The following is a 23138-nucleotide window of genomic DNA, read 5'->3' as shown; positions in this document are numbered from 1 at the left end:
GCCCCATCAGCGTCAGTTTTTTCCATGATGGCATTCCGATAAGCGTCCATTGCAAGCGCCCCCGCCCTCTGTAACAATCGCGAATAATTATCGTTAGTTAATGCATTCGCTCCGGGGGGACGCTGCGTGTCTTCTGCCCACAGTCCACATGCCGAGTTGGTCGGCGCGCTGTACCGCGACCATCGTCGCTGGCTGCTGGCCTGGCTGCAGCGCAGCATCGCCTGCCGCCAGCGTGCCGAAGACCTGAGCCAGGACACCTTCGTGCGCCTGCTTGGCCGTGAGCAGCTGGACACCCCCCGCGAACCCCGTGCCTTCCTCGCTTCGGTCGCCAAAGGCCTGCTGTTCGATCATTTCCGCCGCGCCGCATTGGAGCAGGCCTATCTGGCAGAGCTGGCGTCACTGCCCGAAGCCGAACAACCCTCAGCGGAAATCCAGCACCTGATCCTCGAAGACCTCAAGGCCATCGATCGTCTGCTCGGCAAGCTGTCGAGCAAGGCCCGCGCTGCATTCCTGCACAACCGCCTCGATGGCATGAGCCATGCCGCCATTGCCGAGCGCCTGGGCGTCTCGGTGTCGCGGGTGCGCCAGTACATCGCGAAAGGCATGCGCCAGTGCTACGTGGCCTTGTACGGTGAGCCGACGTGAACAGCGCACCGGTTTCCTCACGGGTGTTGGAGGCTGCCATCGCCTGGAAGCTGACCCTCGACGCAGGCTGCGGCACGCCTGAGCAACACAGCGCCTTCAGCCGCTGGCATGCCGCCAGCGAAGAACATGCCCGCGCCTGGCAGCAGCTTGGCGCCCTCGATCAGCGTGTCGGCGCGGCAGCCGGTCCCGCCCGTCAGGCCCTGCTGCAATCACGCGCCGGCCTGCGCCGGCGCATCGGCAAAGCCGGCAGCAGTCTGGCCGGCATGCTGCTGCTGGGCGGTCTGCTGGCCTGGCTCGCCGGGCCTTCGTTGGCACCCAGCTATTGGCTGGCAGATCAACGCACCGCCACCGGCGAACTGCGGACCCTGCGCTTGGCCGACGGCACGCTGCTCAGCCTCAACAGCCACACGGCGGTAGATATCGACTTCGACGGCGAACAGCGTGTGCTGGTGCTGCACCAGGGCGAAATTTCCGTAGAGACCGGTCACGACGATCCGCGTGCCCTGCTGGTGCGCACCGACGACGGCCGCCTGCGGCCACTGGGCACGCGCTTCCTGGTGCGCCGCGAAGCCCAGGGCACACGCCTGGAAGTGCTGCAGTCATCAGTGGCGGCCAAGCCGCACAATCACCTCGAGGAGCAGGTACTGCACGAAGGTCAGCAGGTTTTGATGAGCGCCGATGGCCTGGGCCAGGTGGGCGCGGTAGCGACCGGAGCCGACGCCTGGACCCGCGGCATGCTGGTGGTCGACAACATCCGCCTGGCCGAGCTGCTGAAACAGCTGAGTCCTTATCGCAGTGGCCATCTGGGTGTAGCCGCTGAAGTCGCCGACCTGCGCGTGAGCGGCAGCTTCCCATTGACCGATACCGACCTGGCGCTTGCCTCGCTGCTCCCGGTGCTACCGGTGAAGCTCGAACGGCATGCCCCGTGGTGGGTGACCGTCGTTCCCAAATAGATGATTTAGCGGCGAGCGCCTGCTCGTTACCTGCGACCGGGCGCCGAAGCGCCCGCCTGCGGCTCACCTTCAGAGCCGAATAATTCTCAGTATTTTTCCGATTAGCCCTGTCACTTCTGCAATCTCGCTCGGCAAGGAAGCAATTAGCACTCATCCGTCGAGGAACCGCTGAATGTCCCGTGCCGTTGATCGTGTCTTGCGTCCTAGCCTGTTGGCCTTGGCGGTCGCGTTTTGCCTGCCATTGACCAGCCCCACCCTGCATGCCGCCGAGCAGGCTGCGCTGCGTACCTACAACCTGCCAGGCGCGCCGCTGGCCTCCACCCTCAACCAGATCGCCAGCCAGGCGGGCATCACCCTGGCCATCGACCCGGCCCTGGTCAGCGGCCGCACCGCGGCGCCGGTCAACGGCCAGTACGATGGCCTCGCCGCGCTGCAGGCAGCCTTGGCAGGCACCGGGCTGCAGTTGCAGTCGAGCAGTGCGGGCAGCTATAGCCTGGTGGCCATACCGGACGGTGCGCTGGCCCTGCCAGAAACCGCGATCAATGCCAGCACGGCCTATGAAAGTGCTTGGGGGCCGGTGGACGGCTATCTGGCCAAGCGCACCGCCGCAGGGACCAAGACCGACACCGCGCTGGTAGAGGCGCCGCGCTCGATTTCCATCGCCACGCGCCAGCAGATGAGCGACCGTAGCGTACACAGCCTCGACGACGCCGTGAAATACATGCCGGGCATCGTTTCGGCCAGTTTCGGCAGCGATACCCGTTATGACTGGATGCGCGTGCGTGGCTTCGAGCCGACCCAGTTCCTCGACGGCTTGCCGCTGCCGCGCGGGGTCTACGCCAACCCCAAGGCCGAAACCTGGAACCTCGACCGCCTGGCGCTGCTGCGCGGCCCGGCCTCTTCGGTCTATGGGCAAACGCCTCCCGGCGGCCTGCTGGACATCGTCAGCCGTCGCCCGCAGGCCGAAAGCACGCATGAAATCGAAGTGCAATATGGCAGCGACAACCATCGCCAGCTCAACTTTGCCAGCACCGGCAAGATCGATGAGCAAGGCCAGTTCCTGTACGGCGTCAGCGGCGTGATTCGCGACGGCGGCACGCAGATCGATCACATCGACGACAAGCGCTACAACATCGCCCCGAGCCTGACCTGGAACATCGACGAGGACACTTCGCTGACCTTGCTCAGCCAGTTCACCCGTGACGATACCGGCGCCACCAGCCAGTTCCGACCGATCCAGGGCACCAAGATCGACATGCCGTTCGGCAAGATCTCGCACCACAAGAACCTGGGTGATCCGGATTACGAGTTCTACGACCGTACCTATTACGCGCTGGGTTATGCCTTCGAGCATCGGCTTAATGACGTCTGGCAGTTCCGTCAGAACCTTCGCTACACCAAGTCGGACCTGGCCTTCCAGACCATCACCCCCGGCAGCTATTACCAGCCTGGCGGCCCGGTGCAAGACGACGGCACGGTCAGCCGCATGTCCACCAATACCGACGAGGACATCAGCCAGTTCGCGGTGGACAACAACTTCCAGGCCGACTTCGCCACTGGCGACATCACCCACACCCTGCTGCTGGGCCTGGACCACCAGCGGGTCAACAGCAACTACCTGTCGATCTTCGGCTTCAACGTGCCGAACAGCAACGTGATCGACCCCGTATACGGCGTGCCAATCACCCGCCCCGACCGCTCCACGGCGTTCTACGATTACAACCAGAAGACTCGCCAGACTGGCCTCTATGCGCAGGACCAGATGGCCCTGGGCAACTGGCGTCTGACCTTGGGTGGGCGCGAGGACTGGGTGCACACCAGCACCAAGTTCCTCAACCAGGGCAACGCCACCAATACCCAGCGCGACAAGCAATTCAGCGGCAACGCGGCGCTCAGCTATGTGTTCGACTCAGGCTTTGTGCCGTACATCTCCTATGCCGAGTCGTTCCAGCCCGCCAGCAATGCGGCTGTGTCAGCCTCCGAGTCGTTCAAGCCCACCGAGGGCAAGCAGTGGGAGCTGGGGGTGAAATACCAGCCGCCGGGCTCCAACACGCTGCTGACGGCAGCGGTGTATGACCTGACCCAGAAGAATGTCTCGGTCACCAACAATCAGGGCGGTGTGACCTTCACCAGCCAGACCGGCGAAGTGAAAGTGCGAGGCCTGGAACTCGAAGCGGTGGCTGATGTGTCGGACAACCTCAAGCTGACCGCCGCCTACACCCTCGCCAAATCCGAAGTGCAGGACGGCCTGTACAAGGGCAACCGTCTGCAACTGATGCCCAACCAGCAAGCCTCGCTGTGGGCCGACTACACCTGGCACAGCGGCATCCTCGATGGCTTCGGTATCGGCGGCGGCGCCCGCTACACCGGCAATACCTATGGCGACCAGGCCAACACCTACCTGGGCAAAGCCAACGCCTACACCGTGTTCGACGCCAGCGTGCACTACGACCTCGGCCGCCTGAGCAACAGCCTCAAAGGCGCCTCGGTAGCCGTCAATGCGACCAACCTGCTGGACAAGGACTATCTGTCCACCTGCGATAGCTATTACTGCTACTACGGTGACGAACGCAGCGTGGTAGCCAGTGCTTCCTATCAGTTCTGAAAGAACGGGGGGCTGCTGCGCAGCCCCCAGGTTCGCACAGACCGAATCGGTACTGTCATGAAAAGCCCAACCCTTCGCCGCTGGTCGGTGATTCACACCTGGAGCAGCCTGGTCTGCACCCTGTTCCTGTTGTTATTGGCCCTCACCGGCCTGCCGCTGATCTTCCATCACGAACTCGAACACCTGCTCGGCGATGCCGCAGTGCTGCGCGAGATGCCCGCTGGCACCGCGCACCTGGACCTGCAGCAGCTGGTCAGCAAGGCCGAGCAGCACCGCCCGGGTGAAGTGGTGCAGTATTTCGGCTTCGACAAGGACGAACCAGACGGCGTGCTTGCCATCACTGCCGCCAGCGCCGGCACCGAACCCAACGCGTCGCACACCTTCATGCTCGATGCCCGCACGGGCGAGGCAGTGGCCATGCCAGCCGCCAACGGCGGTGTCATGATGCTGATGCTGCGCCTGCACGTAGACCTGTTCGCAGGCCTGCCCGGCAAGCTGCTGCTGGCCTTCATGGGCCTGCTGTTCATCGTCGCGATAATTTCCGGCACGGTGCTGTACGCGCCGTTCATGCGCCGCCTGGGTTTCGCCAGCGTGCGCCGTGACAAGTCGCGCCGGCTGCGCTGGCTCGACCTGCACAACCTGATCGGCGTGGTCACCCTGACCTGGGCGCTGACCGTGGGCGTGACCGGCGTGATCAGCGCGCTGTCGGATCTGGTGATCGCCGCGTGGCGCAATGACAGCCTGGCGGCGATGGTTGCGCCGTACCAGGACGCGCCGGCGCTGAGCGAGCGCGCCCCGGCCACGCGCCTGCTAGCGATCGCCAGCGAGGCTGCGCCGGGCATGCGTGCAGACTTCATCGCGTTTCCCGGAACGCGTTTCTCCAGCGAACACCACTACGCGGTGTTCATGAACGGTGCCACGCACCTGACCTCGCACCTGTTCACCCCAGTGTTGATCGATGCCCGTACCCTGGAGGTCACCGCAGTCGGCGACCGCCCCTGGTACATGGACGCCATGGGGCTGTCGCAACCCCTGCATTTTGGTGATTACGGCGGGCGTCCCATGCAGATCCTGTGGGCCGTGCTGGATATCCTGACCATCGTCGTGCTCGGCAGCGGTGTCTACCTCTGGCTGGACAAACGCAAGCGCGCCAGGGAGGCCAAGGCATGAGCCACCGCTCTCGTTCCACCGTGCGCGTGTTAGCCTGGCCTGCCCTCATCGCCCTGCTCGGGGCCCTGGGTTTGTTCGCCGCCCTGCTCGGTGACGGCGCCTGGGATCTGCTGGCCTGGCTCGGCCTGGGCATCCCGGCAGCCTTGAGCCTGCGCGCACTCTGGCAAGGCTCAGGGCGAAGATGAGGTAGCAGGCTACACCCAGCCGGCGCACGCCTCACCACACCATGCCCGCTCCCGCCTACAAGGAGCGCCGCATGCTACCTTTGCAACGCATCGATTCGCTTCACGACCAGATAGTGGCATCGCTCGCGGCGATGCCGGTCATCAACACACCGCTGCCTTCACGCCAGCAACTGCACGGCGACCTGGCCGACTATTGGGCCTCGCCGAACAGCCAGGGCCTGTCGCGCCGTGAACAGCTGGCCGAGAGCCGTCGCGCCATGCTCCACGCCGAATCCGCTCTGCGCGTAAGCGACGGCACCTTGAGCGCCGAGCAAGCCGCAGCGTTCAGCGTGCTGCTCGACATGCCGCAGGCCTGGCAACGCCACCATCAGGCGCTGGAGCGCCGCGCCCAGATCTACCGGCCAGTGCTGTCGCGCAGCCGCCCGGCCTGGCGTGCGGCCATACCAGGCCTGTTCGTCATGGTTCTCGGCCAGGCCGAAGGCCGCGACCTCGATCCTCAGCACCCGACTGGGCCAGTGCTGGTGTTCGGGCTGGGTCAGGGACTGGAGAGCTACGACTCACTGCAGGCCCTGCACCAGGAGCTGAGCGAGCGCGTCGACGACCCGATCCAGGGCAGGCAGCTGCTGCAGTTGCTGGTCGAACCAGACAGCCTGGCCAGTGCCCGCCAGGCCGATCAATTGCGTTACCAGTGGTACGCCGATGATCCACTGCTGGCACAAGTCGACAGCTTGATCGAAGCGCAGCGGCTGCGACTGAATCAGGTATGGTCAAGCCCCTCGAGCGACGCCGCGCCAAGCGTCGAGCAACTCCGTCGGGCTCTGCAGCTGGCCGAGGATGCAGGCAGCAAGACGCTGCTGGCCACGCGCTACGCCGCTCTGCTGGAAAAAAACCTGCCTAATTGGATGCGTTCGGCGAGTCCGCAAGCGCTTGCCCACATCATGCAGGGCATGCAGGAACTGGTGGCCGCAGGCGAGCGGGTAGCAGCGCCCGGCATCCTGACCCTACGCCAGTTTCAGCAACAAGACACCCTGCAGCTTTGGGCCCGCCAGCGTGTCGAAGCACGCCTGCGCCATGACCTGGGGCTGGACCTGACCCCCGAGCAGACTTTCGTCACCGTGGTTCACACCCGCCAGACCGGGCCATGGATCTACCCGCTGCAACCCTCGACCCACGTCACCTGGCGGGGCTTTCAGAAGGTCGGCGGCCAACTGATCGAAGCGGTCGCTGTGCGCTATTCGCTGGACGAGCTGGCCAGGCATAACGTGGCATGGTTCGACTACGACTACTGGCTGACTGCACGCGTCAGCGCAAGTGACAGCAGGGCCTTGCCTGCTGGCTTGACGCCTGCCTACATCAAAGCGATGGTCAGAAGCCTGAACGTCGGCGCGAGCTATGCCGATTACCTGCGCACGCAGCTGCTGGACACTGCCGCCGGCCAATGGCGCTTGCGCGCCCACAGCGTGATCAATCGCGCGCGCATGCGTGCCGAAGCCGCCAAGGCGCGTTATGCCGGGCACCTTGCCCAGGACTGGGACGAACGCGACTACCGTTGGGTCGAGCAGGTCATTTCCCAGCCACACAACGCCCTGCGCCCACGTATCGATGGGCATCCGGTAATCGTTCGGCAGCTGCTGATCGAGCAGCACACCGTGCTGGGCGTGCTGCTCTTGAGCAGCGGCTCGCCAAATACAAACGCCTTTGTGCTGTATACCCCCGACGCCCCGGACCGCCGTGCCTGGCGCTCGTTCGCGAGCCCCCGTGCGCTGTTGCGCCTGGTCCGTGCCAAGCCCGCGCTGCGCACCTATCTGGCACAGCGTCTGCCGCTGTTGCCCGCTGAGCAGATTGAGCGCTGGCTGGTCAAAGGACAGCTGGCCAGGCGCTTGCAGACCCCCGCCATCGAGGACGATCTGTTCCACGCCTGCTACATGGCCGAGGTGCGCAGCATGCTGGCACTGGCAGACGCCGACAGCCAGACCACGGCCGAGGCAGACCTCCACCAGGCGGTCACCCTGAGCTGGACACTGCTTGATCTCATCAGCATCTTTCTGCCGATCAAAGTCATGGTGCCGTTGACGCTTGGGCGCATGGTGCTGGAGATCTGGAAAGGCGTGGACGCTTACCGGCACGAAGACCTCAATGGCGTGCTGACCCATGCCTACAATGCCCTGAGCCATGCCAACGACGCCGGCACCAGCCTGGTCAGCACCGGGCTGGTGCGGCGTGTGTTGCGCGGCATACCCAAGCCACCGCCGCTGTTATTGCCACTGCGCTATAGCGTCAAGCCTGACAGCAGCAACCTGCGTTACCACATCAACGGTCTGTACGGGGAACAGGTGCATGAAAAAGCCTCGGCCTTCGAGGGTCTGTCCCAGTACTACGTGCAGGACAGCCATGGCCGCTACTACAAAGTGACGTTCGATGGCAGTCGCTGGGGGGCGATCGACCCGGACCAACCGGACGCCTACCTGACCCAACCGGTCAAACGCCTGGCCAACGGCGATTGGGTAATCGACTCACCGTTGCTCTGGTACGACGGCCTGCCGGATCTGCAGTTGCTGCTCGACAGCTGCCGCTTGCCGGCGCCGTTACAGGGCACCGCGCTGAGCGCAGCCGATGGCCTGCATGATGCGGATGGGCAACTGTACCTGCAGACCGACGCCGGACAGTTGCCGCTGCGCCAGCACATCCTGGCGGGCCGCTACCACCTGCCGATACCTGAGGCTGACACGGCCGGGGTGGTGCCATGGGCGGTCCTGCGCTGGCGAGATGAACAATGGCGCATCCAAGTGCGCCAGGCAGGGCGCAGCAGCGACTGGCTGGCCCTGCCTGCGGCCTATTCGGTGAGTTTGGGCAGCAACTGATCCAGGCGCTGGTACAGCGCGCTGCCGCTCGGCCAGTTGCGCAGCAGCCGCGCCCGGTCCCGGGCGTAGGCTGGCGCAAAGCTGAGCCCAGTGGCGTGCTGGCACATGGCGTCGAGATCGATCAGCCACCATTTGCCATCGGCCCAGAACAGGTTATGCCCCTTGAAGTCGCCATGGCTGATGCGCTCGCGGATCAACTGCTGCATGACCTGAACCAGGGCATCGAGCTGTTCCTGGGGGGCATCACCACTGTCTACATAGGGCGCGAAACACTCGCTCAAGTCCGGCCCGTCGAGGTACTCGGTGACCAGGTAGGCCCGGCTACGCAGCCCCAGCACCCGCTGCTCCAGCACCGCCAAGGGCCGGGGCGTGGCGATGTCGAGAAACATCAGACGCTGGCCTTCGATCCACGAATGCCAGGCCCGGCTAGGGCGCCAGAAGCGCTTGAACCAATGGGCAGTGTTCTTGATGTTGTAGCGCTTGAGGATCAGCGAGCGCCCCTGCACCTCGATGCGCGCCACGCTGGCCGCGCCTCCGGTCTTGTACAGGTGGCCTTGCTCGAGCAACGCATCGGCCTGCTCCAGCACCGCAAGCAGGTCCGGCAGTTGGTCACGTGCAATCCCGCGCAGCCCGGAGAGACTGCGCTCGACGCTGAACAGGCTGCACTCGCGGCCGGCTTTTTCCAGATAGTCCTTCTGCCGCCAGTGGCGCACCTTGTCGACCTGCTTCTGCAGCGCTTCCATCGGCAAGGCGTGCTCGGCGTTGGCCAGCAGGTAGTGCACCAGCAGCTCTTCGATGAAGGGTTCCAGACGCTTGGGCAACTGGGCGAAGAACACCCCGAGGTTTTCCAGCACGCGCGCACGCGTGAGCGGCTGCCCTGGCGTCTCGGCCTTGATGCCGGCGCCATCGATCAAGTACAGCTTGCCGCCATGGCGCAGCAGGTTGTCCAGGTGCAGGTCTTCCTGCCACAGCCCTTGCGCGTGCATCTGCGCAACGGCAGTGAGCGCTTCGGCCAACACCGCCTGCTGCTCGTCAGCCAGCACCGGCATCGCCTCGACCGCCGCCCAGGCATCGGCCAGGCTCTCGGCGCCATCGAGAAACTCGAACAGCAACCAGCCGCCCTCGCCCTCGACAAGCCCATCGGCGAGCAGCTTCGGTGTCGTCAGGTGCTGTTGCGCCAGCAGCCTGACGCCATCGAGTTCACGCTGGAAATGCCGCGCGGCATTACCGCCGACCAGCAGCTTGGCCAGGACCGGCGTGCCGCGCCAGATGGCGGCGCCGACGTAGCGCTGCCCCGGCAGCACGCGCAGCAGGCTGAGCAGTTGCAGATCCGCGCTGCCGGCCGCATCGGCCAGGGTGATGCTCAACGGCAGCGTCGGGCTGCGCCCAGCTGCTTGCAGTTCGGACAAGCGCATCAACGGGCCTCCTTTTCACGACGGCGGTGCATCAGGCGTTGCAGCCAGGTATCGACCAGGGTGCTGGCGGCAGGTTGTTGCAGGTAAGCGGCCAGCAGCTGGCGCACGTCCGCTTCGCTCCAGATCGGTGCACGGCGCAACAATGGCTCTAGGTCGCGCAGGCGATCGCGCATGCCAAACAGCAGTGGCCGGGTTTTTTCCAGGTCGATCAGTTGCGCTTCCCAGCTTTCGCGACGCGGGCGCAGGAAGATGTGCTTGGGATAGAAGCAGCCATGCACCTGGCCGGCCCCGTGCAGCGTGCGCGCCAGCTGCCCGCAGGCGTTGAGAATAGCGATGCGGGCCGCGTCGTCCAGCTCGGGCCACTGGGCCAGCAGGCTGTCAAGATCGTTCCATTGATCCAGCGCGCGGGTCATCAGCATCGCCCGGTGCTGGCCGTTGTGCTTGCGCTCGCCATAGAACACCGCCTGCAGCGCCGGGATGCCCAGCTTCTGGTAACGGCTGATGTTGCGGAACTCGCGGGAGAAGGTCGGTTCGCCGAACGGTCGGTGCAAGCTGCGGGTCAGGTAGTCGCACTGGCGCTTGAGGTAGTAGCCCTTGCCCTCCAGCTCCAGGCGATAGACGCTACTCCAACCGCCACGTGCCGTGTTGGGTTCATCCACCGCGTCCAGCTGCAGCGCCCACAGCGCTTCGAAATCATTCAAGCCATGGCGCTTGAGCAACGCAAGATCGGTACTGGCCAGGTAATCGGTCATTCCCTTCCCTCGAAGAAGCCCAGTACCTGGCGAATCCGGCGCTTGTCCTGCGCACTCAGGCGCTCGCGCTCACGGTACTGCAGGTAGAAGCGCAGGCGCTGGGTCGCCGACAGGTGATACTTGGCCACCTTGTCCAGGCATGCCAAGTCCTTGATCAAGCGATGCCGCCACATGAAGCCACGCCAGAAGTCGCCGGTCGGGCAGTCGATGAAGAACAGCGTACCCTGATCGTCCACCAGCAAGTTGCGCCACTTGAGGTCGTTGTGGGCAAAGCGGTGCTGGTGCATGACCCGGGTGTGGCGAGCCAGTTGGCGGCTCAGCTGATCGACCCAGGCGCGATCGGCCAGGCGCGCGTCGTGCCGTTCGGCCAGCGCCGATAGGTCTTCGGTGTGCGGCAATTCACGGGTGATCATCGCCCCGCGACCAAAGGCCAGACCCTTGCGCTCCAGCCCCCAGGCCACCACCTCGGCCGTCGGGATGCCCCACTTGGCGAACTGCTTGAGGTTCTGCCATTCAGCCTTGATGCGCGGGCGCCCCAGGTAGCGGCGCATGTGTTTGCCAGCGCCGGTATAGCGCTTGACGTAATAATTGACCCCATCGCGCTCGACGCGCACGACCTCGCTGAGCGGGTCGCGCGTGAGGCGCTCGCCCTGCAAGGCGAATACCGCGTCGAGGCTGCCGAAGTCCGCCGCCAGGTGTTGATAGCCTGGCGCCAGTGTCCAACCCGCCATCAGAGTGCATCCCCATAGCGTTGCTTGCGATCGTAGAGTTTCTGCGCCTTGCCCTCGAGCCAGGCGAGCAGGCTCGCCTCTTCGGCCAGCACCTGGCGCAGCGGGCGCTGGAAATAACCGCGCAGGAAGCGCAACTTGTCACGCCGCGTCAGGCCGATGTCCAGGGCCGAGAAGTACAGCGCGGCCAGGTCCTTGTCGCGCCAGCGCCGGCTGATTGTCGCGCGGGTCTGCGCGCGGTGCAGGTCGATCACCGACAGTTTGAAGTCATCCGCCGTCACCGGGCGGTCGGTGTGCAGCAGAAAGTGGCAGATGTAGCAGTCACGGTGATTGACCCCGGCGCGGTGCATGGTGCCGGTCATCTTCGCCACTTCGGCGATCAACGCGCGTTTCAGACGTGGCTGCGGTGGCTGCTGGCGCCAGTCGATGCTGAAATCTTCAAGGCTGATGGTCGGTGCCAGTTCCTCGGTGATGATGAACGAATGCTGGCTGGCCGGGTTGCTGCCGCGCTCGCCGTAGGCCACCGCGGTCATGGTTGGCACGCCGGCCTCATGCAGGCGCTGGATGGCTCGCCATTCCTGGCCGGCACCAAGCACCGGCAATTTCGCGGTGAACAGGTTCTTGAAGATTTCGCCCCAACCGATACCACGGTGAATCTTGACGAAGAAACCTTCGCCAGCGACTTCGGTACGCAAGGTCCGGCGCCCTTCGAGCTCGCGGTATACCTCACCTTGCAAGGCTTCGACGGCCACGAACGGATCGCGCCCGGCCCACAGCCGCTTGAAGGGTTCGGCCACTATCAGCTTCATGCGTTCTCCTGCCCCAGGATCACATCGGCAGCATGCTGCGGCATGCTGTAGAGGTCAGCGCTGTCGGCAAACGCCAGACCATTGCGCGACCAGTCGGCACGGGCGTGCGGGTCTTCGAGCATGCGCTGCAGGTAGCCGTTGAGCTGCTCTTGCTCGAACGGCTCGTCCAGCACCAGGCCACTGTTGGCCTCGGCAATGTAGTGGGCGTAGCCGCAGACCTTGGACACCAGCACCGGCAAACCGGCTACCAGCGCTTCGAGCAGCACGGTGCCGGTGTTTTCGTTGTAGGCCGGGTGGATCAACAGGTCGGCGCCCAGCAGAAAGCGCGGGATATCGCTGCGACCTTTGAGAAACTGCACCTGCTCGCCCAAGCCCAGCGCCGCGCTCTGCAGCTGGAACACCTTGGGATCGTCCTGGCCGATGACCATCAGCCGAGTCCGCTTGCGCAAGGCCGACGGCAGCGCCGCCAATGCCTTGAGGCTGCGGTCGACACCCTTGGTCTTGAAGCCTGAACCGATCTGCACCAGCAACAGGTCATCGGCGCCCAGGTTGAATTCGCGGCGAAAGTCGGCGCGGATCTCGGCAGCGTTGTCCGGCGCCCTGCGGTCCTGGGAAATACCCGGCGGCAACAGGTGGAAACGCTCCACCGGCGTGCCGTAATGCTTGATGAACAACGGCTGCTGCACCTCGGAAATCATCAGGATCTCGGTGCTGGCGTCCTTGGCGAACACGGCGCGCTCGTACTCGGCGAAGTGCCGGTAGCGGCCCCAGCGCCGGTACAGACCGCCGCGCAAGGTCTGCGCCTTGTCTTCGAAACAACCGTCGGCGGCGTAATACACATCCAGCCCCGGCATCTTGTTGAAACCGATCAGCCGATCCACCGGGCGCTTGGCCAGGTCGGCCGCCATCCAGGCGCTGAGTTTCTCGTTACGGCGGTGGTTGAAAACGGCCTTGACCGGCGCCACCAGCACTTCGAAGCCCGGTGGAATGTCGCCTTCCCAGATCAGCGTGTAGACCCGGATCTGGTGGCCGCGCTTCTGGCATTCCAGGGCAATGCGCATGAAGTCGCGCTGCAGTCCGCCAAAAGGGAAGTATTTGTAGAGTACGAAAGCCAGTTGCATCAACGGACATCCTCAGCCAGCAGCAGCGCGCTCAAGCGGCTCGCCACATGCTCGGGATTCAGGCGAGTGAAGCACAATGGCCACTCGCGTTTGAGATCGAACCGGCGCAGGTCCTCGGCGCTCGGCTTATAGGTGCATTTCTTCTGCAGGCAAGGCGCGCAAGACCAGTCGCTGGCCTGGTGTACCTGGGTCCGTCCGTAGGCGCCGGTCAGGCCCGGGTTGGTCGGGCCGAACAGGGAGATGGTCGGCACATCGAGTGCCGCCGCCAGGTGGCCAAGGCCGGTATCGACCGCCACGCAGGCTTTCGCCGCCGCCAGTACGCGAGCGACGCCGACCAGATTCAACTTGGGGAGCACCTGGCAATTGTTCAAGCCTTGGGCGATGCGCTCGGCACGGGCTTTTTCCGCAGTGTTGCCCCAGGGCAGGCGCACCTGCAGCTGGCGTCGGCCCATGCGCTCGGCAAGCTCGCGCCAGTAGGCTTCGGGCCAGTGCTTGGTGGCCCAGGTGGTGCCGTGCAGAAACACCACATAAGGCGCGGCGGGCGGCAATTGCAAACGCTCGAGATCCAGGCCGTAGTGGCCGACGCCTTCGGGCAGGTCATAGGCCAGGGCCATGGCGAACAACTGGCGCACGCGCTCGACCGCATGCTGCCCGGTGGCCACCGACAAGCGCCTGTCGTAGAAGCGACTGGCCCAGCCCTCGCGGGCGCTGTAGCGGTCCAGTCCGGCTACCGGTGCTTTCACGTAGCGGGTCAGCCAGGCGGACTTGACCAAACCCTGGGCATCGATCACCAGGTCATACCGACGCTCGCGCACGCGCTGCTTGAAGGCCTTCCACTCGCCGCTCTTGAGGGTCTGCCAGAGGTTCTTGCGCCAGCGCCGAATCGCCACCGGAATCACCCGGTCGACCGCCGGATGCCAGCCGGGGATCTCGGCGAAACCTTCTTCGACCACCCAGTCGAAGCGGATCCCGGGCACCGCGTGGGCGGCGTCGGTCAACGCCGGCAGGGTGTGGATCACGTCGCCCAGCGACGAGGTCTTGATGATCAGTACCCGCACTTAGTCGACCTCGGCCAGCACGTCGATGATGTTTGGCCCACCCAGCCGGGTGAGCGCGGCGATGACCATGCCGGGTTCGAGCAGGCGCAGGCAGTTGTAATGGCCGAAACGGCAGGTGCGGTCGAAGCACGGGCTGCACTCGATGCCGGTGCGCACCACTTCGACCTGTTCGGCCAGCGGCGGCGTGAAACCGGGCGAGGTCGAGCCATAGACTGCCACCAGCGGGCGATTGAGCGCCGCCGCCACGTGCATCAGGCCAGAATCGTTGGACACCACGGCATCGGCGCAGGACATCAGGTCGATGGCCTCGGCCAGCGAGGTTTCGCCGGCCAGGTTGTACGATTCTTCTCTTAGCCCCGGGATCAGCCGCTCGCGGATCTGCTCGCCGACCGGGTGATCGTTTTTCGAGCCGAACAGCCACACCTGCCAGCCCTGACGAATCATCGCGTCGGCCACGGCGGCGTAATGCTCGGCAGGCCAGCGCTTGGCCTCACCGAACTCGGCGCCTGGACACAGCGCCAGCACAGGGCGGTCCAGGGTCAGGCCGAACTTGGCCTGCGCAGCCTCGCGGCTGTGCGCCTCGATCTGCAGGTGCGGCCGCGGATAGGGCTGCGGCAAATCGGCGTCCGGCGCGTAGGCCAAGGCCATGAAGCGCTCGATCATCAACGGATAACGGGCTTTGTCGAGCTTGCGCACATCGTTGAGCAGGCCAAAGCGCATCTCGCCGCGCCAGCCGGTGCGCTTGGGAATGCCGGCAAAGAACGGCACCAGCGCCGACTTCAGCGAATTGGGCAACAAGATGGCCTGGTCATACTGACCGGCCAGGGATTTGCCGATGCGCCGCCGCGTGGCCAGCTCCAGCGCCCCATGGCCGAGCGGGAAGCTCAAGGCCTGGCGCACTTCGGGCATGCGCTCGAGGATTGGCCGGCTCCACTCGGGGGCCAGCACGTCGATCACGCAGTCGGGGTGCTGCTGTTTCAGGCACTGGAACAGGGTCTGCGCCATCACCATGTCGCCGACCCAGCTGGGGCCAATGATCAGTATTCTCATGCTTAGTCCAGAAACGCTCGGGGAGGCTACAGGCTGCATACCGCCTGGCCTCCCCTCTTTATATTCAGGCTATGTGGCCGACAGTGTACCACTGCCGTCGAGGCAGGCGCCCTGGCGGCGGCTATCTCAGGTCAGCCCCAACTCGCTCCAGATGCGCCGCACCTCGCGACGCTCGTCGGCAAACTGCGCCGCATCGATCACCCCGGCCTGCTTCTGCAGGGCCTGGCGGTGCGACGCCGAGCGGAAGGCCTTGTACACCTCACGCAACAGCACCGCGTCACTGGCCGGCATCAAGCCTGCCTGCTCCAGCTCTTCCAGAATGCGGATGTTATCGGTCCATCGGAGTATGGCCGGGTGCTGGTCAGACCAGGCCAAAGCGGCGTATTGCACCATAAATTCGATATCGACGATACCGCCGGCATCCTGCTTGATATCGAACGCCACACCCGCCTCGTAGGCATTGGCTGCGGTCCCGGCCGCGGTGGCCTTGGTACCCAGGTTGTCACGCATCTTGGCGCGCATCTCGCTGACTTCCACCCGCAGCTTCGCCAGGTCACGCGGCTGGCCGAGCACCCTGGCGCGTACGCCCTCGAACGCCGTGGCCACCTGCGCGCAGCCGACCAGCACGCGGGCACGCACCAGCGCTTGATGCTCCCAGGTCCAGGCCTCGTTCTGCTGATAGCGCTCGAAGGCGCCCAGCGAACTGACCAACAGCCCGGCTGCACCCGAGGGACGCAGGCGCATGTCCACCTCATAGAGCTGCCCGGAGTTGGTATGGGTGGTCAGCAGGTGAATGATGCGTTGGCCCAGGCGGGTGAAGAACTGGGCGCCATCGATCGGCTTGGCGCCGTCGGTTTCAGCATTCGGGTCGCCGTCATGGATGAACACCAGGTCCAGGTCCGAGCCATGGCCCAGTTCCAGGCCGCCGACCTTGCCGTAACCGATGATCACGAAGCCTGGATCGCACACACTGCCGTCACTGCGCTGGGGCTGGCCGTGGCGAGCCACGGTCTGGCGCCAGGCCAAGGCCAGAACCTGGTCGAGAATGGCTTCGGCCAGCCAGGTCAGGTAATCGCTGACCTTCATCAATGGCAGATTGCCGCTGATTTCCGAGGCGGCCACCCGCAGGCTGTGGGCCAGCTTGAAATGCCGCAGCGCCTCCATCTGCTGTTCGAGATCGTCCTCGGGAATACGGGTAAGGCGCTCACGCAGTTCGGCCGCCAACTCTGGCGCCAACGGTGGGCTGAACAGACGCCCTTCGTTGAGCAGCTCATCGAGCAGCAGCGGGTAGCGTGCGATCTGCTCGGCAATCCATGGACTGGCCGCGCACAGGGTCAACAGACGCCGCAAGGCGCCGGGGTTTTCCGTGAGCAGCACCAGGTAGGCCGAGCGCCGCGCGACAGCTTCGACCAGCGGCAGTACGCGTTCGAGCACCAGGTCCGGGTTGTCATGCTCTACCGCCTGGGCCAGCAGGCGCGGAATGAATGCGTCCAGGCGCTCACGGCCAATGCGCTGAATCGAGCGCAGCTGCGGGCTGGCGCGTAACCCGCCCAGCCGGCGCAGGGCCTCGGCTGGTTGCTCGAAGCCAGCCTCGGCCAACTGGCGACCAGCGGCCTCTTCGTCCTGGGCCTGCTCCCACAACGGCGACCATTCGCCGCCCACCACCAGCTCACCCTCGCCTTCGTCGTCGTCGGGGTCGGGGTCGGCGATGACCTGGCGAAAATGCCAGTCGATACGCCCGCGCCAGTGCATCAACTGGGCATGGAACGCCTGCCAGTCGGCGAAGCCGAGCATGAAGGCGATACGCGCGCGGTCCAGGTCGTTGTCCGGCAGCATCTGCGTCTGGCGGTCGGCGATGGCCTGGATGGCATGCTCGGTATAGCGCAGAAACTCATAACCCTCACGCAGTTCGGCAACCACTGCCGGCGGCAGATAACCCTGAGCTTCCAAGGTTGCCAGGACCTTGAGCAGCGGCCGCTGTTGCAGGCTCAAGTCGCGCCCGCCATGAATCAACTGGAACGCCTGGGCGATGAACTCGACTTCGCGAATGCCCCCGGCACCCAGCTTGATATTGTCGGCCATGCCCTTGCGCCGCACCTCCTGCTGGATCAGCTGCTTCATGGTGCGCAGCGCTTCGATGGCGGAGAAATCCAGATAGCGGCGGTAGACGAATGGGCGCAGCATTTCCTGCAATTGCGCCCCGGCGGTTTGATCACCGGCCACCACCCGCGCCTTGATCATGGCGTAGCGCTCCCAGTCGCGCCCCTGGTCCTGGTAATACTGTTCCAGGGCATTGAAGCTCAGCACCAGCGCGCCAGCCGAGCCGTAGGGGCGCAGGCGCATGTCGACGCGAAATACGAAGCCATCGACGGTCACCGGGTCCAGGGCCTTGATCAGACGCTGGCCCAAGCGGGTGAAGAACTCCTGGTTTTCCAGCGAACGCTTGACGCCTTCGGTCTCGCCGCCCTCGGGGAAGCCGAAAATCAGGTCGATGTCCGACGACAGGTTCAGCTCCCCTGCCCCCAGTTTGCCCATGCCCAACACCACCATATGTTGCGGCTGGCCGCTGCGGTTGCCGATCGGCGTGCCGAACTGCTGGCAGTGACGCGGGTACAGCCACTGGTAGGCTTCATCGATGGCGGCGTCAGCGAGGTCCGAAAGGTCGCGACAGGTTTCGCCGAGTGCAGCCTGCCGGGTGATGTCGCGCCAGATGATTCGCAGCTGTTGGCGATTGCGCGCGCGGCGCAGGTGACGCGCCAGTTCTTCCTCGCTTTGCGCGGCCTGGGCCGCTGCAGCGATCTGCGTGCGCAACTCGCCTGGGCCGTAGCGCCGTTCCAGCTCGCCACTGGCGATCAGGCTGAGCAATTGCGCCGGTTCGCGCTGGACCGCAGCGAGCACGAAGTCGCTGGCAGCGGCGACCTGATCGAACTGCTGGCGGTAGGCTGGGGTCAACGCCTGCAGATCGAGGTCGGCATTGCCGGCCACGGCATCGCGCAGAAACTGCTGGTTGCGCACGACCAGCGGTTGCAGGGATTCAGGCAGTTCGGGCGGCAAAGGCAGGCGCATGGGCTATCCTTGATCGGCGTGAAATGGAGGAGGAAAAGCAGCCGCGAGGAATCCGGCACACGGTTGGACTGTCGTACAAAAGTTGGAAATAGCTGAAAAAACCGAATCCCTGGCACTAATCATCAAGATTCGCCCGCTCTCGACACCAAGCCAACCAACATGAACGTTTTTCCTCACAAGCCGAGGTGCGACCAAACGTCGCATTTCTGTAGTTTTACTACTACCCATTGGATGCAAAAGCATGAAATGCCGGAGCAAATGTAGTAAAACTACACGGCGCCGGGAGACACCCCGGTAATCCAAGAATTCACGACGTCTGCCCATAAGGCCAGTCGCAAACTCAGGCCCCCGATTCTGGTGGCCTTTCCGCCCTGGAGCAAGCCATGCAAGACCTCGATCCAATCGAAACCCAGGAATGGCTGGATGCCCTGGAGTCGGTCCTCGACAAAGAAGGCGAAGACCGCGCTCATTACCTGATGACCCGCATGGGCGAGCTGGCCACCCGTAGTGGCTCCCAGCTGCCGTACGCGATCACCACGCCATACCGCAACACCATCCCTGTCACCCACGAAGCACGCATGCCTGGCGACCTGTTCATGGAACGCCGCATTCGCTCGATGGTGCGTTGGAACGCGTTGGCCATGGTGATGCGCACCAACCTCAAGGACTCGGACCTGGGCGGCCACATCTCCAGCTTCGCTTCCAGTGCCACCCTGTACGACATCGGCTTCAACTACTTCTTCCAGGCCCCTACCGAAGAACATGGCGGCGACCTGATCTTCTTCCAGGGCCATGCCTCGCCAGGCGTCTACGCCCGCGCGTTCATGGAAGGCCGCATCAGCGAAGAGCAGATGGACAACTTCCGCCAGGAAGTCGACGGCAAAGGCCTGTCCTCCTACCCGCACCCCTGGCTGATGCCTGATTTCTGGCAGTTCCCCACCGTGTCGATGGGCCTGGGCCCGATCCAGGCGATCTACCAGGCACGCTTCATGAAGTACCTCGAAGCCCGTGGCTTCATCCCGGCCGGCAAGCAGAAGGTCTGGTGCTTCATGGGCGATGGCGAGTGCGACGAGCCGGAATCCCTGGGCGCCATTGCCCTGGCCGGCCGCGAAAAGCTCGACAACCTGATCTTCGTCATCAACTGCAACCTGCAGCGCCTCGATGGCCCGGTACGCGGCAACGGCAAGATCATCCAGGAACTCGAAGGCGTGTTCCGCGGTGGTGGCTGGAACGTCAACAAAGTGGTCTGGGGCCGTTTCTGGGACCCACTGCTGGCCAAGGACACCAACGGTGCCCTGCAGCGCCGCATGGACGAAGTCATCGACGGCGAGTACCAGAACTACAAAGCCAAAGACGGCGCATACGTGCGTGAGAACTTCTTCAACACGCCAGAACTCAAGGCCATGGTCGAAGACCTGTCCGACGACGAGATCTGGAAGCTCAACCGTGGCGGCCACGACCCGTACAAGGTCTATGCGGCCTACCACCAGGCGGTCAACCACAAAGAACAGCCGACCGTCATTCTGGCCAAGACCATCAAGGGTTACGGTACCGGTGCCGGCGAAGCCAAGAACACCGCGCACAACACCAAGAAGGTCGACGTCGACAGCCTGCGTCACTTCCGTGACCGCTTCGACATCCCGGTCAAGGATGCCGACCTCGAGCACCTGCCGTTCTTCAAGCCTGAAGAAGGTTCTGCCGAAGCCAAGTACCTGGCCGAGCGCCGTGCTGCCCTGGGCGGTTTCGTGCCGCAGCGCCGCGCCAAGAGCTTCAGCGTGCCGACTCCGCCACTGGAAACGCTGAAGGCGATTCTGGACGGCTCGGGCGACCGCGAAATCTCCACCACCATGGCCTTCGTGCGCATCCTGGCGCAACTGGTCAAGGACAAGGACATCGGCCAGCGCATCGTGCCGATCATCCCGGACGAAGCCCGTACCTTCGGTATGGAAGGCATGTTCCGCCAGCTGGGCATCTACTCGTCGGTCGGCCAGCTCTACGAGCCAGTCGATAAAGACCAGGTGATGTTCTACCGCGAAGACAAGAAGGGCCAGATCCTCGAGGAAGGCATCAACGAAGCCGGCGCCATGTCGTCGTTCATCGCTGCCGGTACCTCGTACAGCTGCCACAACCAGCCGATGCTGCCGTTCTACATCTTCTACTCGATGTTCGGTTTCCAGCGCATTGGCGACCTGGCCTGGGCCGCTGGCGACAGCCGCACCCGTGGCTTCCTGATCGGCGGTACCGCCGGCCGTACCACCCTCAACGGTGAAGGCCTGCAGCACGAAGACGGTCACAGCCACATGATGGCGGGCACCATCCCGAACTGCCGCACCTACGATCCAACCTACGGCTACGAGCTGGCGGTAATCATCCAGGACGGCATGAAGAAGATGACCGAAGAGCAACAGGACATCTTCTACTACATCACCGTGATGAACGAATCCTACCAGCAGCCTGCCATGCCGGCCGGTGTCGAGGAGGGCATCATCAAGGGCATGTACCTGCTCGAGGAAGACACCCGCGAAGCGGCGCACCACGTCCAGCTGATGGGCTCGGGCACCATCCTGCGCGAAGTCCGCGAAGCGGCGAAGATCCTGCGCGAAGAGTTCAACGTCGGTGCCGACGTGTGGAGCGTCACCAGCTTCAACGAACTGCGTCGCGACGGCCTGGCCGTGGAACGTGCCAACCGCCTCAAGCCTGGCCACAAGCCACAGCAGACCTACGTCGAGCAGTGCCTGGGCGGGCGCAAGGGCCCGGTCATCGCCTCCACCGACTACATGAAGCTGTTCGCCGAGCAGATTCGTCAGTGGGTGCCGAGCAAAGAGTTCAAGGTCCTGGGTACCGACGGTTACGGTCGCAGCGACAGCCGCAAGAAGCTGCGTCACTTCTTCGAAGTCGACCGTCACTTCGTGGTGCTGGCTGCCCTGGAAGCGTTGGCTGACCGTGGCGAGATCGAGCCCAAGGTTGTGGCTGATGCCATCGCCAAGTTCGGCATCGACCCGGACAAGCGCAACCCACTGGACTGCTGAGGAGTATTTTTAAGTGAGCGAACTCATTCGCGTACCTGACATCGGCAGCGGTGAAGGTGAAATCATCGAGCTGTTCGTCAAGGTCGGTGATCGTATCGAGGCTGATCAAAGCCTGCTGACCCTGGAGTCCGACAAGGCCTCCATGGAAATCCCGGCCCCCAAGGCCGGTGTTATAAAGGAACTGAAGGTCAAGCTGGGCGACCGCCTGAAAGAAGGCGACGAACTGCTGGTCCTGGAAGCCGAGGGCGCCGCTGCGGCCCCTGAGGCAGCTGCCCAAGCACCGGCGCAAGCGCCTGAGCCCGCGCCGGCCGCTGAAGCTGCAGCGCCTGCCGAGGCCCCGGCCCCGGCTGCTGGCGCCAGCGTGCAGGACATCCACGTGCCGGACATCGGTTCGTCGGGCAAGGCCAAGATCATCGAAGTGCTGGTCAAGGTTGGCGACACTGTCGAAGCTGACCAGTCGCTGATCACCCTGGAGTCCGACAAGGCCTCCATGGAGATTCCATCGCCGGCTGCCGGCGTGGTCGAAGAAGTGCTGTGCAAGCTCGAAGACGAAGTCGGCACTGGCGACCTGATCTTCAAGCTCAAGGTCGCAGGTGCCGCTGCCCCTGCGGCTGCGCCCGCTCCAGCCAAGGCTGAGGCGGCGCCGGCTGCCGCGCCTGCCGCTGCAGCACCAGCCCCAGCTGCAGCGCCTGCTGCGGCTGCAAGCGCACCGGCTGCGGCAAGCAACGCCAAGGTCCATGCAGGCCCTGCAGTGCGTCAGTTGGCCCGCGAATTCGGTGTCGAGCTGGGCGCTGTCGCCGCCACTGGCCCGCACGGCCGTATCCTCAAGGAAGACGTGCAGGTCTACGTCAAGGCGATGATGCAGAAGGCCAAGGAAGCCCCGGCTGCTGCCGGCGCGACCGGTGGTGCTGGCATTCCGCCGATCCCTGCAGTGGACTTCAGCAAGTTCGGTGAAGTCGAGGAAGTGGCCCTGACCCGCCTGATGCAGGTCGGTGCTGCCAACCTGCACCGCAGCTGGCTGAACGTGCCGCACGTGACCCAGTTCGACTCCGCCGATATCACCGAGCTGGAAGCTTTCCGCGTCGCGCAGAAAGCCGTGGCCGAGAAGGCCGGCGTCAAGCTGACCGTGCTGCCGTTGCTGCTCAAGGCCTGCGCCTTCCTGCTCAAGGAACTGCCGGATTTCAACAGCTCGCTGGCACCAAGCGGCAAGGCCATCATCCGCAAGAAGTACGTGAACATCGGCTTCGCCGTGGATACCCCGGACGGCCTGCTGGTCCCTGTGATCAAGAACGTCGACCAGAAGAGCCTGCTGCAACTGGCTGCCGAAGCCGCTGCGCTGGCTGAAAAAGCCCGCAGCAAAAAGCTCTCGGCCGACGACATGCAAGGCGCGTGCTTCACCATTTCCAGCCTCGGTCACATTGGCGGCACCGGCTTCACGCCGATCGTCAACGCGCCGGAAGTTGCGATCCTGGGCGTCTCCAAGGCGACCATGCAGCCTGTCTGGGATGGCAAGGCCTTCCAGCCGAAGCTGATGCTGCCGCTGTCGCTGTCCTACGATCACCGTGTGATCAACGGCGCCGCCGCCGCGCGCTTCACCAAGCGTCTGGGCGACGTGCTGGGCGACATCCGCACCATGCTGCTGTAAGGCAGCCCGCTGCCCCCGTACGCGGGGGCAGCAACGTTTTCGAGCT

General features: G+C 64.4%; 16 protein-coding genes. 8 read left to right on the top strand and 8 right to left on the bottom strand.

Features of this window, described 5'->3' with window-relative positions:
* Positions 1 to 126 precede the first annotated feature (126 nt).
* The 6 genes from ACLEJW_RS18625 (at position 127) to ACLEJW_RS18600 (ending at position 8419) form a co-directional block, all read left to right on the top strand.
* Complete coding sequence (locus tag ACLEJW_RS18625) at positions 127 to 645, top strand: RNA polymerase sigma factor (RefSeq protein WP_440778028.1); 519 nt, start codon at positions 127 to 129, stop codon at positions 643 to 645.
* Positions 642 to 1598, top strand: a complete 957-nt coding sequence (locus ACLEJW_RS18620; RefSeq protein WP_440778027.1) for a FecR domain-containing protein — start codon at positions 642 to 644, stop codon at positions 1596 to 1598. Before ACLEJW_RS18625 ends, ACLEJW_RS18620 begins: the two co-directional genes overlap by 4 nt.
* A gap of 172 nt (positions 1599 to 1770) precedes the next feature.
* Entirely contained in the window at positions 1771 to 4203 is a 2433-nt protein-coding gene (locus tag ACLEJW_RS18615) for a TonB-dependent siderophore receptor (protein ID WP_440778026.1), read from the top strand.
* A gap of 57 nt (positions 4204 to 4260) precedes the next feature.
* Complete coding sequence (locus ACLEJW_RS18610) at positions 4261 to 5373, top strand: PepSY-associated TM helix domain-containing protein (RefSeq protein ID WP_440778025.1); 1113 nt, start codon at positions 4261 to 4263, stop codon at positions 5371 to 5373.
* Positions 5370 to 5558, top strand: a complete 189-nt coding sequence (locus ACLEJW_RS18605) for a hypothetical protein (RefSeq protein ID WP_313455060.1) — start codon at positions 5370 to 5372, stop codon at positions 5556 to 5558. Before ACLEJW_RS18610 ends, ACLEJW_RS18605 begins: the two co-directional genes overlap by 4 nt.
* Positions 5559 to 5629: 71 nt before the next feature.
* Positions 5630 to 8419: a dermonecrotic toxin domain-containing protein gene (locus ACLEJW_RS18600; RefSeq protein ID WP_440778024.1), complete on the top strand. Its 2790-nt coding sequence runs from the start codon at positions 5630 to 5632 to the stop codon at positions 8417 to 8419.
* On the opposite strand, the gene ACLEJW_RS18595 is transcribed toward ACLEJW_RS18600, so the two are convergent.
* The 8 genes from ACLEJW_RS18595 to glnE all read right to left on the bottom strand — a co-directional run bounded on the left by ACLEJW_RS18595 (position 8392) and on the right by glnE (position 18418).
* Positions 8392 to 9834, bottom strand: a complete 1443-nt coding sequence (locus tag ACLEJW_RS18595; RefSeq protein WP_440778023.1) for a lipopolysaccharide kinase InaA family protein — start codon at positions 9832 to 9834, stop codon at positions 8392 to 8394. The two genes, ACLEJW_RS18600 and ACLEJW_RS18595, sit on opposite strands and share 28 nt — an antisense overlap.
* Positions 9834 to 10586, bottom strand: coding sequence for a lipopolysaccharide kinase InaA family protein (locus ACLEJW_RS18590; RefSeq protein WP_440778022.1), 753 nt, complete (start codon positions 10584 to 10586; stop codon positions 9834 to 9836). Before ACLEJW_RS18590 ends, ACLEJW_RS18595 begins: the two co-directional genes overlap by 1 nt.
* Positions 10583 to 11317, bottom strand: coding sequence for a lipopolysaccharide kinase InaA family protein (locus ACLEJW_RS18585; RefSeq protein WP_440778021.1), 735 nt, complete (start codon positions 11315 to 11317; stop codon positions 10583 to 10585). Before ACLEJW_RS18585 ends, ACLEJW_RS18590 begins: the two co-directional genes overlap by 4 nt.
* Complete coding sequence (rfaP, locus tag ACLEJW_RS18580) at positions 11317 to 12123, bottom strand: lipopolysaccharide core heptose(I) kinase RfaP (RefSeq protein ID WP_145183639.1); 807 nt, start codon at positions 12121 to 12123, stop codon at positions 11317 to 11319. The genes ACLEJW_RS18585 and rfaP overlap by 1 nt, the downstream gene beginning before the upstream one ends.
* On the bottom strand, positions 12120 to 13244 hold the full coding sequence (locus ACLEJW_RS18575) for a glycosyltransferase family 4 protein (RefSeq protein WP_145183642.1): 1125 nt from the start codon (positions 13242 to 13244) through the stop codon (positions 12120 to 12122). Before ACLEJW_RS18575 ends, rfaP begins: the two co-directional genes overlap by 4 nt.
* Entirely contained in the window at positions 13244 to 14302 is a 1059-nt protein-coding gene (gene waaC / locus ACLEJW_RS18570; protein ID WP_440778020.1) for a lipopolysaccharide heptosyltransferase I, read from the bottom strand. Before waaC ends, ACLEJW_RS18575 begins: the two co-directional genes overlap by 1 nt.
* Entirely contained in the window at positions 14303 to 15352 is a 1050-nt protein-coding gene (gene waaF / locus ACLEJW_RS18565; protein WP_313298451.1) for a lipopolysaccharide heptosyltransferase II, read from the bottom strand.
* Positions 15353 to 15478: 126 nt separating this feature from the next.
* Entirely contained in the window at positions 15479 to 18418 is a 2940-nt protein-coding gene (glnE, locus tag ACLEJW_RS18560; protein ID WP_440778019.1) for a bifunctional [glutamate--ammonia ligase]-adenylyl-L-tyrosine phosphorylase/[glutamate--ammonia-ligase] adenylyltransferase, read from the bottom strand.
* A gap of 383 nt (positions 18419 to 18801) precedes the next feature.
* Between glnE and aceE the strand changes: the two genes are divergently transcribed.
* Both aceE and aceF read left to right on the top strand, forming a co-directional pair.
* A complete protein-coding gene (aceE, locus tag ACLEJW_RS18555) occupies positions 18802 to 21447 on the top strand; it encodes a pyruvate dehydrogenase (acetyl-transferring), homodimeric type (protein ID WP_145183657.1) in 2646 nt (881 codons plus the stop codon).
* Positions 21448 to 21460: 13 nt separating this feature from the next.
* Positions 21461 to 23092: a dihydrolipoyllysine-residue acetyltransferase gene (gene aceF / locus ACLEJW_RS18550; protein ID WP_145183660.1), complete on the top strand. Its 1632-nt coding sequence runs from the start codon at positions 21461 to 21463 to the stop codon at positions 23090 to 23092.
* The last annotated feature ends 46 nt before the right edge of the window (positions 23093 to 23138 follow it).

Source organism: Pseudomonas sp. SMSB3 (assembly GCF_052041965.1).
GTDB lineage: Bacteria > Pseudomonadota > Gammaproteobacteria > Pseudomonadales > Pseudomonadaceae > Aquipseudomonas.
Note: the sequence above shows the minus strand (reverse complement) of the source record. Positions and strands in the feature narration are given on the sequence as shown.

Coding starts and splice junctions, on each gene's coding strand:
- aceE (WP_145183657.1), top strand. CDS start 18,802: ATGCAAGACCTCGATCCAATCGAAACCCAGGAATGGCTGGATGCCCTG.
- ACLEJW_RS18595 (WP_440778023.1), bottom strand. CDS start 9,834: ATGCGCTTGTCCGAACTGCAAGCAGCTGGGCGCAGCCCGACGCTGCCG.
- ACLEJW_RS18615 (WP_440778026.1), top strand. CDS start 1,771: ATGTCCCGTGCCGTTGATCGTGTCTTGCGTCCTAGCCTGTTGGCCTTG.
- ACLEJW_RS18605 (WP_313455060.1), top strand. CDS start 5,370: ATGAGCCACCGCTCTCGTTCCACCGTGCGCGTGTTAGCCTGGCCTGCC.
- ACLEJW_RS18610 (WP_440778025.1), top strand. CDS start 4,261: ATGAAAAGCCCAACCCTTCGCCGCTGGTCGGTGATTCACACCTGGAGC.
- waaF (WP_313298451.1), bottom strand. CDS start 15,352: ATGAGAATACTGATCATTGGCCCCAGCTGGGTCGGCGACATGGTGATG.
- glnE (WP_440778019.1), bottom strand. CDS start 18,418: ATGCGCCTGCCTTTGCCGCCCGAACTGCCTGAATCCCTGCAACCGCTG.
- ACLEJW_RS18585 (WP_440778021.1), bottom strand. CDS start 11,317: ATGGCGGGTTGGACACTGGCGCCAGGCTATCAACACCTGGCGGCGGAC.
- ACLEJW_RS18600 (WP_440778024.1), top strand. CDS start 5,630: ATGCTACCTTTGCAACGCATCGATTCGCTTCACGACCAGATAGTGGCA.
- rfaP (WP_145183639.1), bottom strand. CDS start 12,123: ATGAAGCTGATAGTGGCCGAACCCTTCAAGCGGCTGTGGGCCGGGCGC.
- ACLEJW_RS18590 (WP_440778022.1), bottom strand. CDS start 10,586: ATGACCGATTACCTGGCCAGTACCGATCTTGCGTTGCTCAAGCGCCAT.
- ACLEJW_RS18575 (WP_145183642.1), bottom strand. CDS start 13,244: ATGCAACTGGCTTTCGTACTCTACAAATACTTCCCTTTTGGCGGACTG.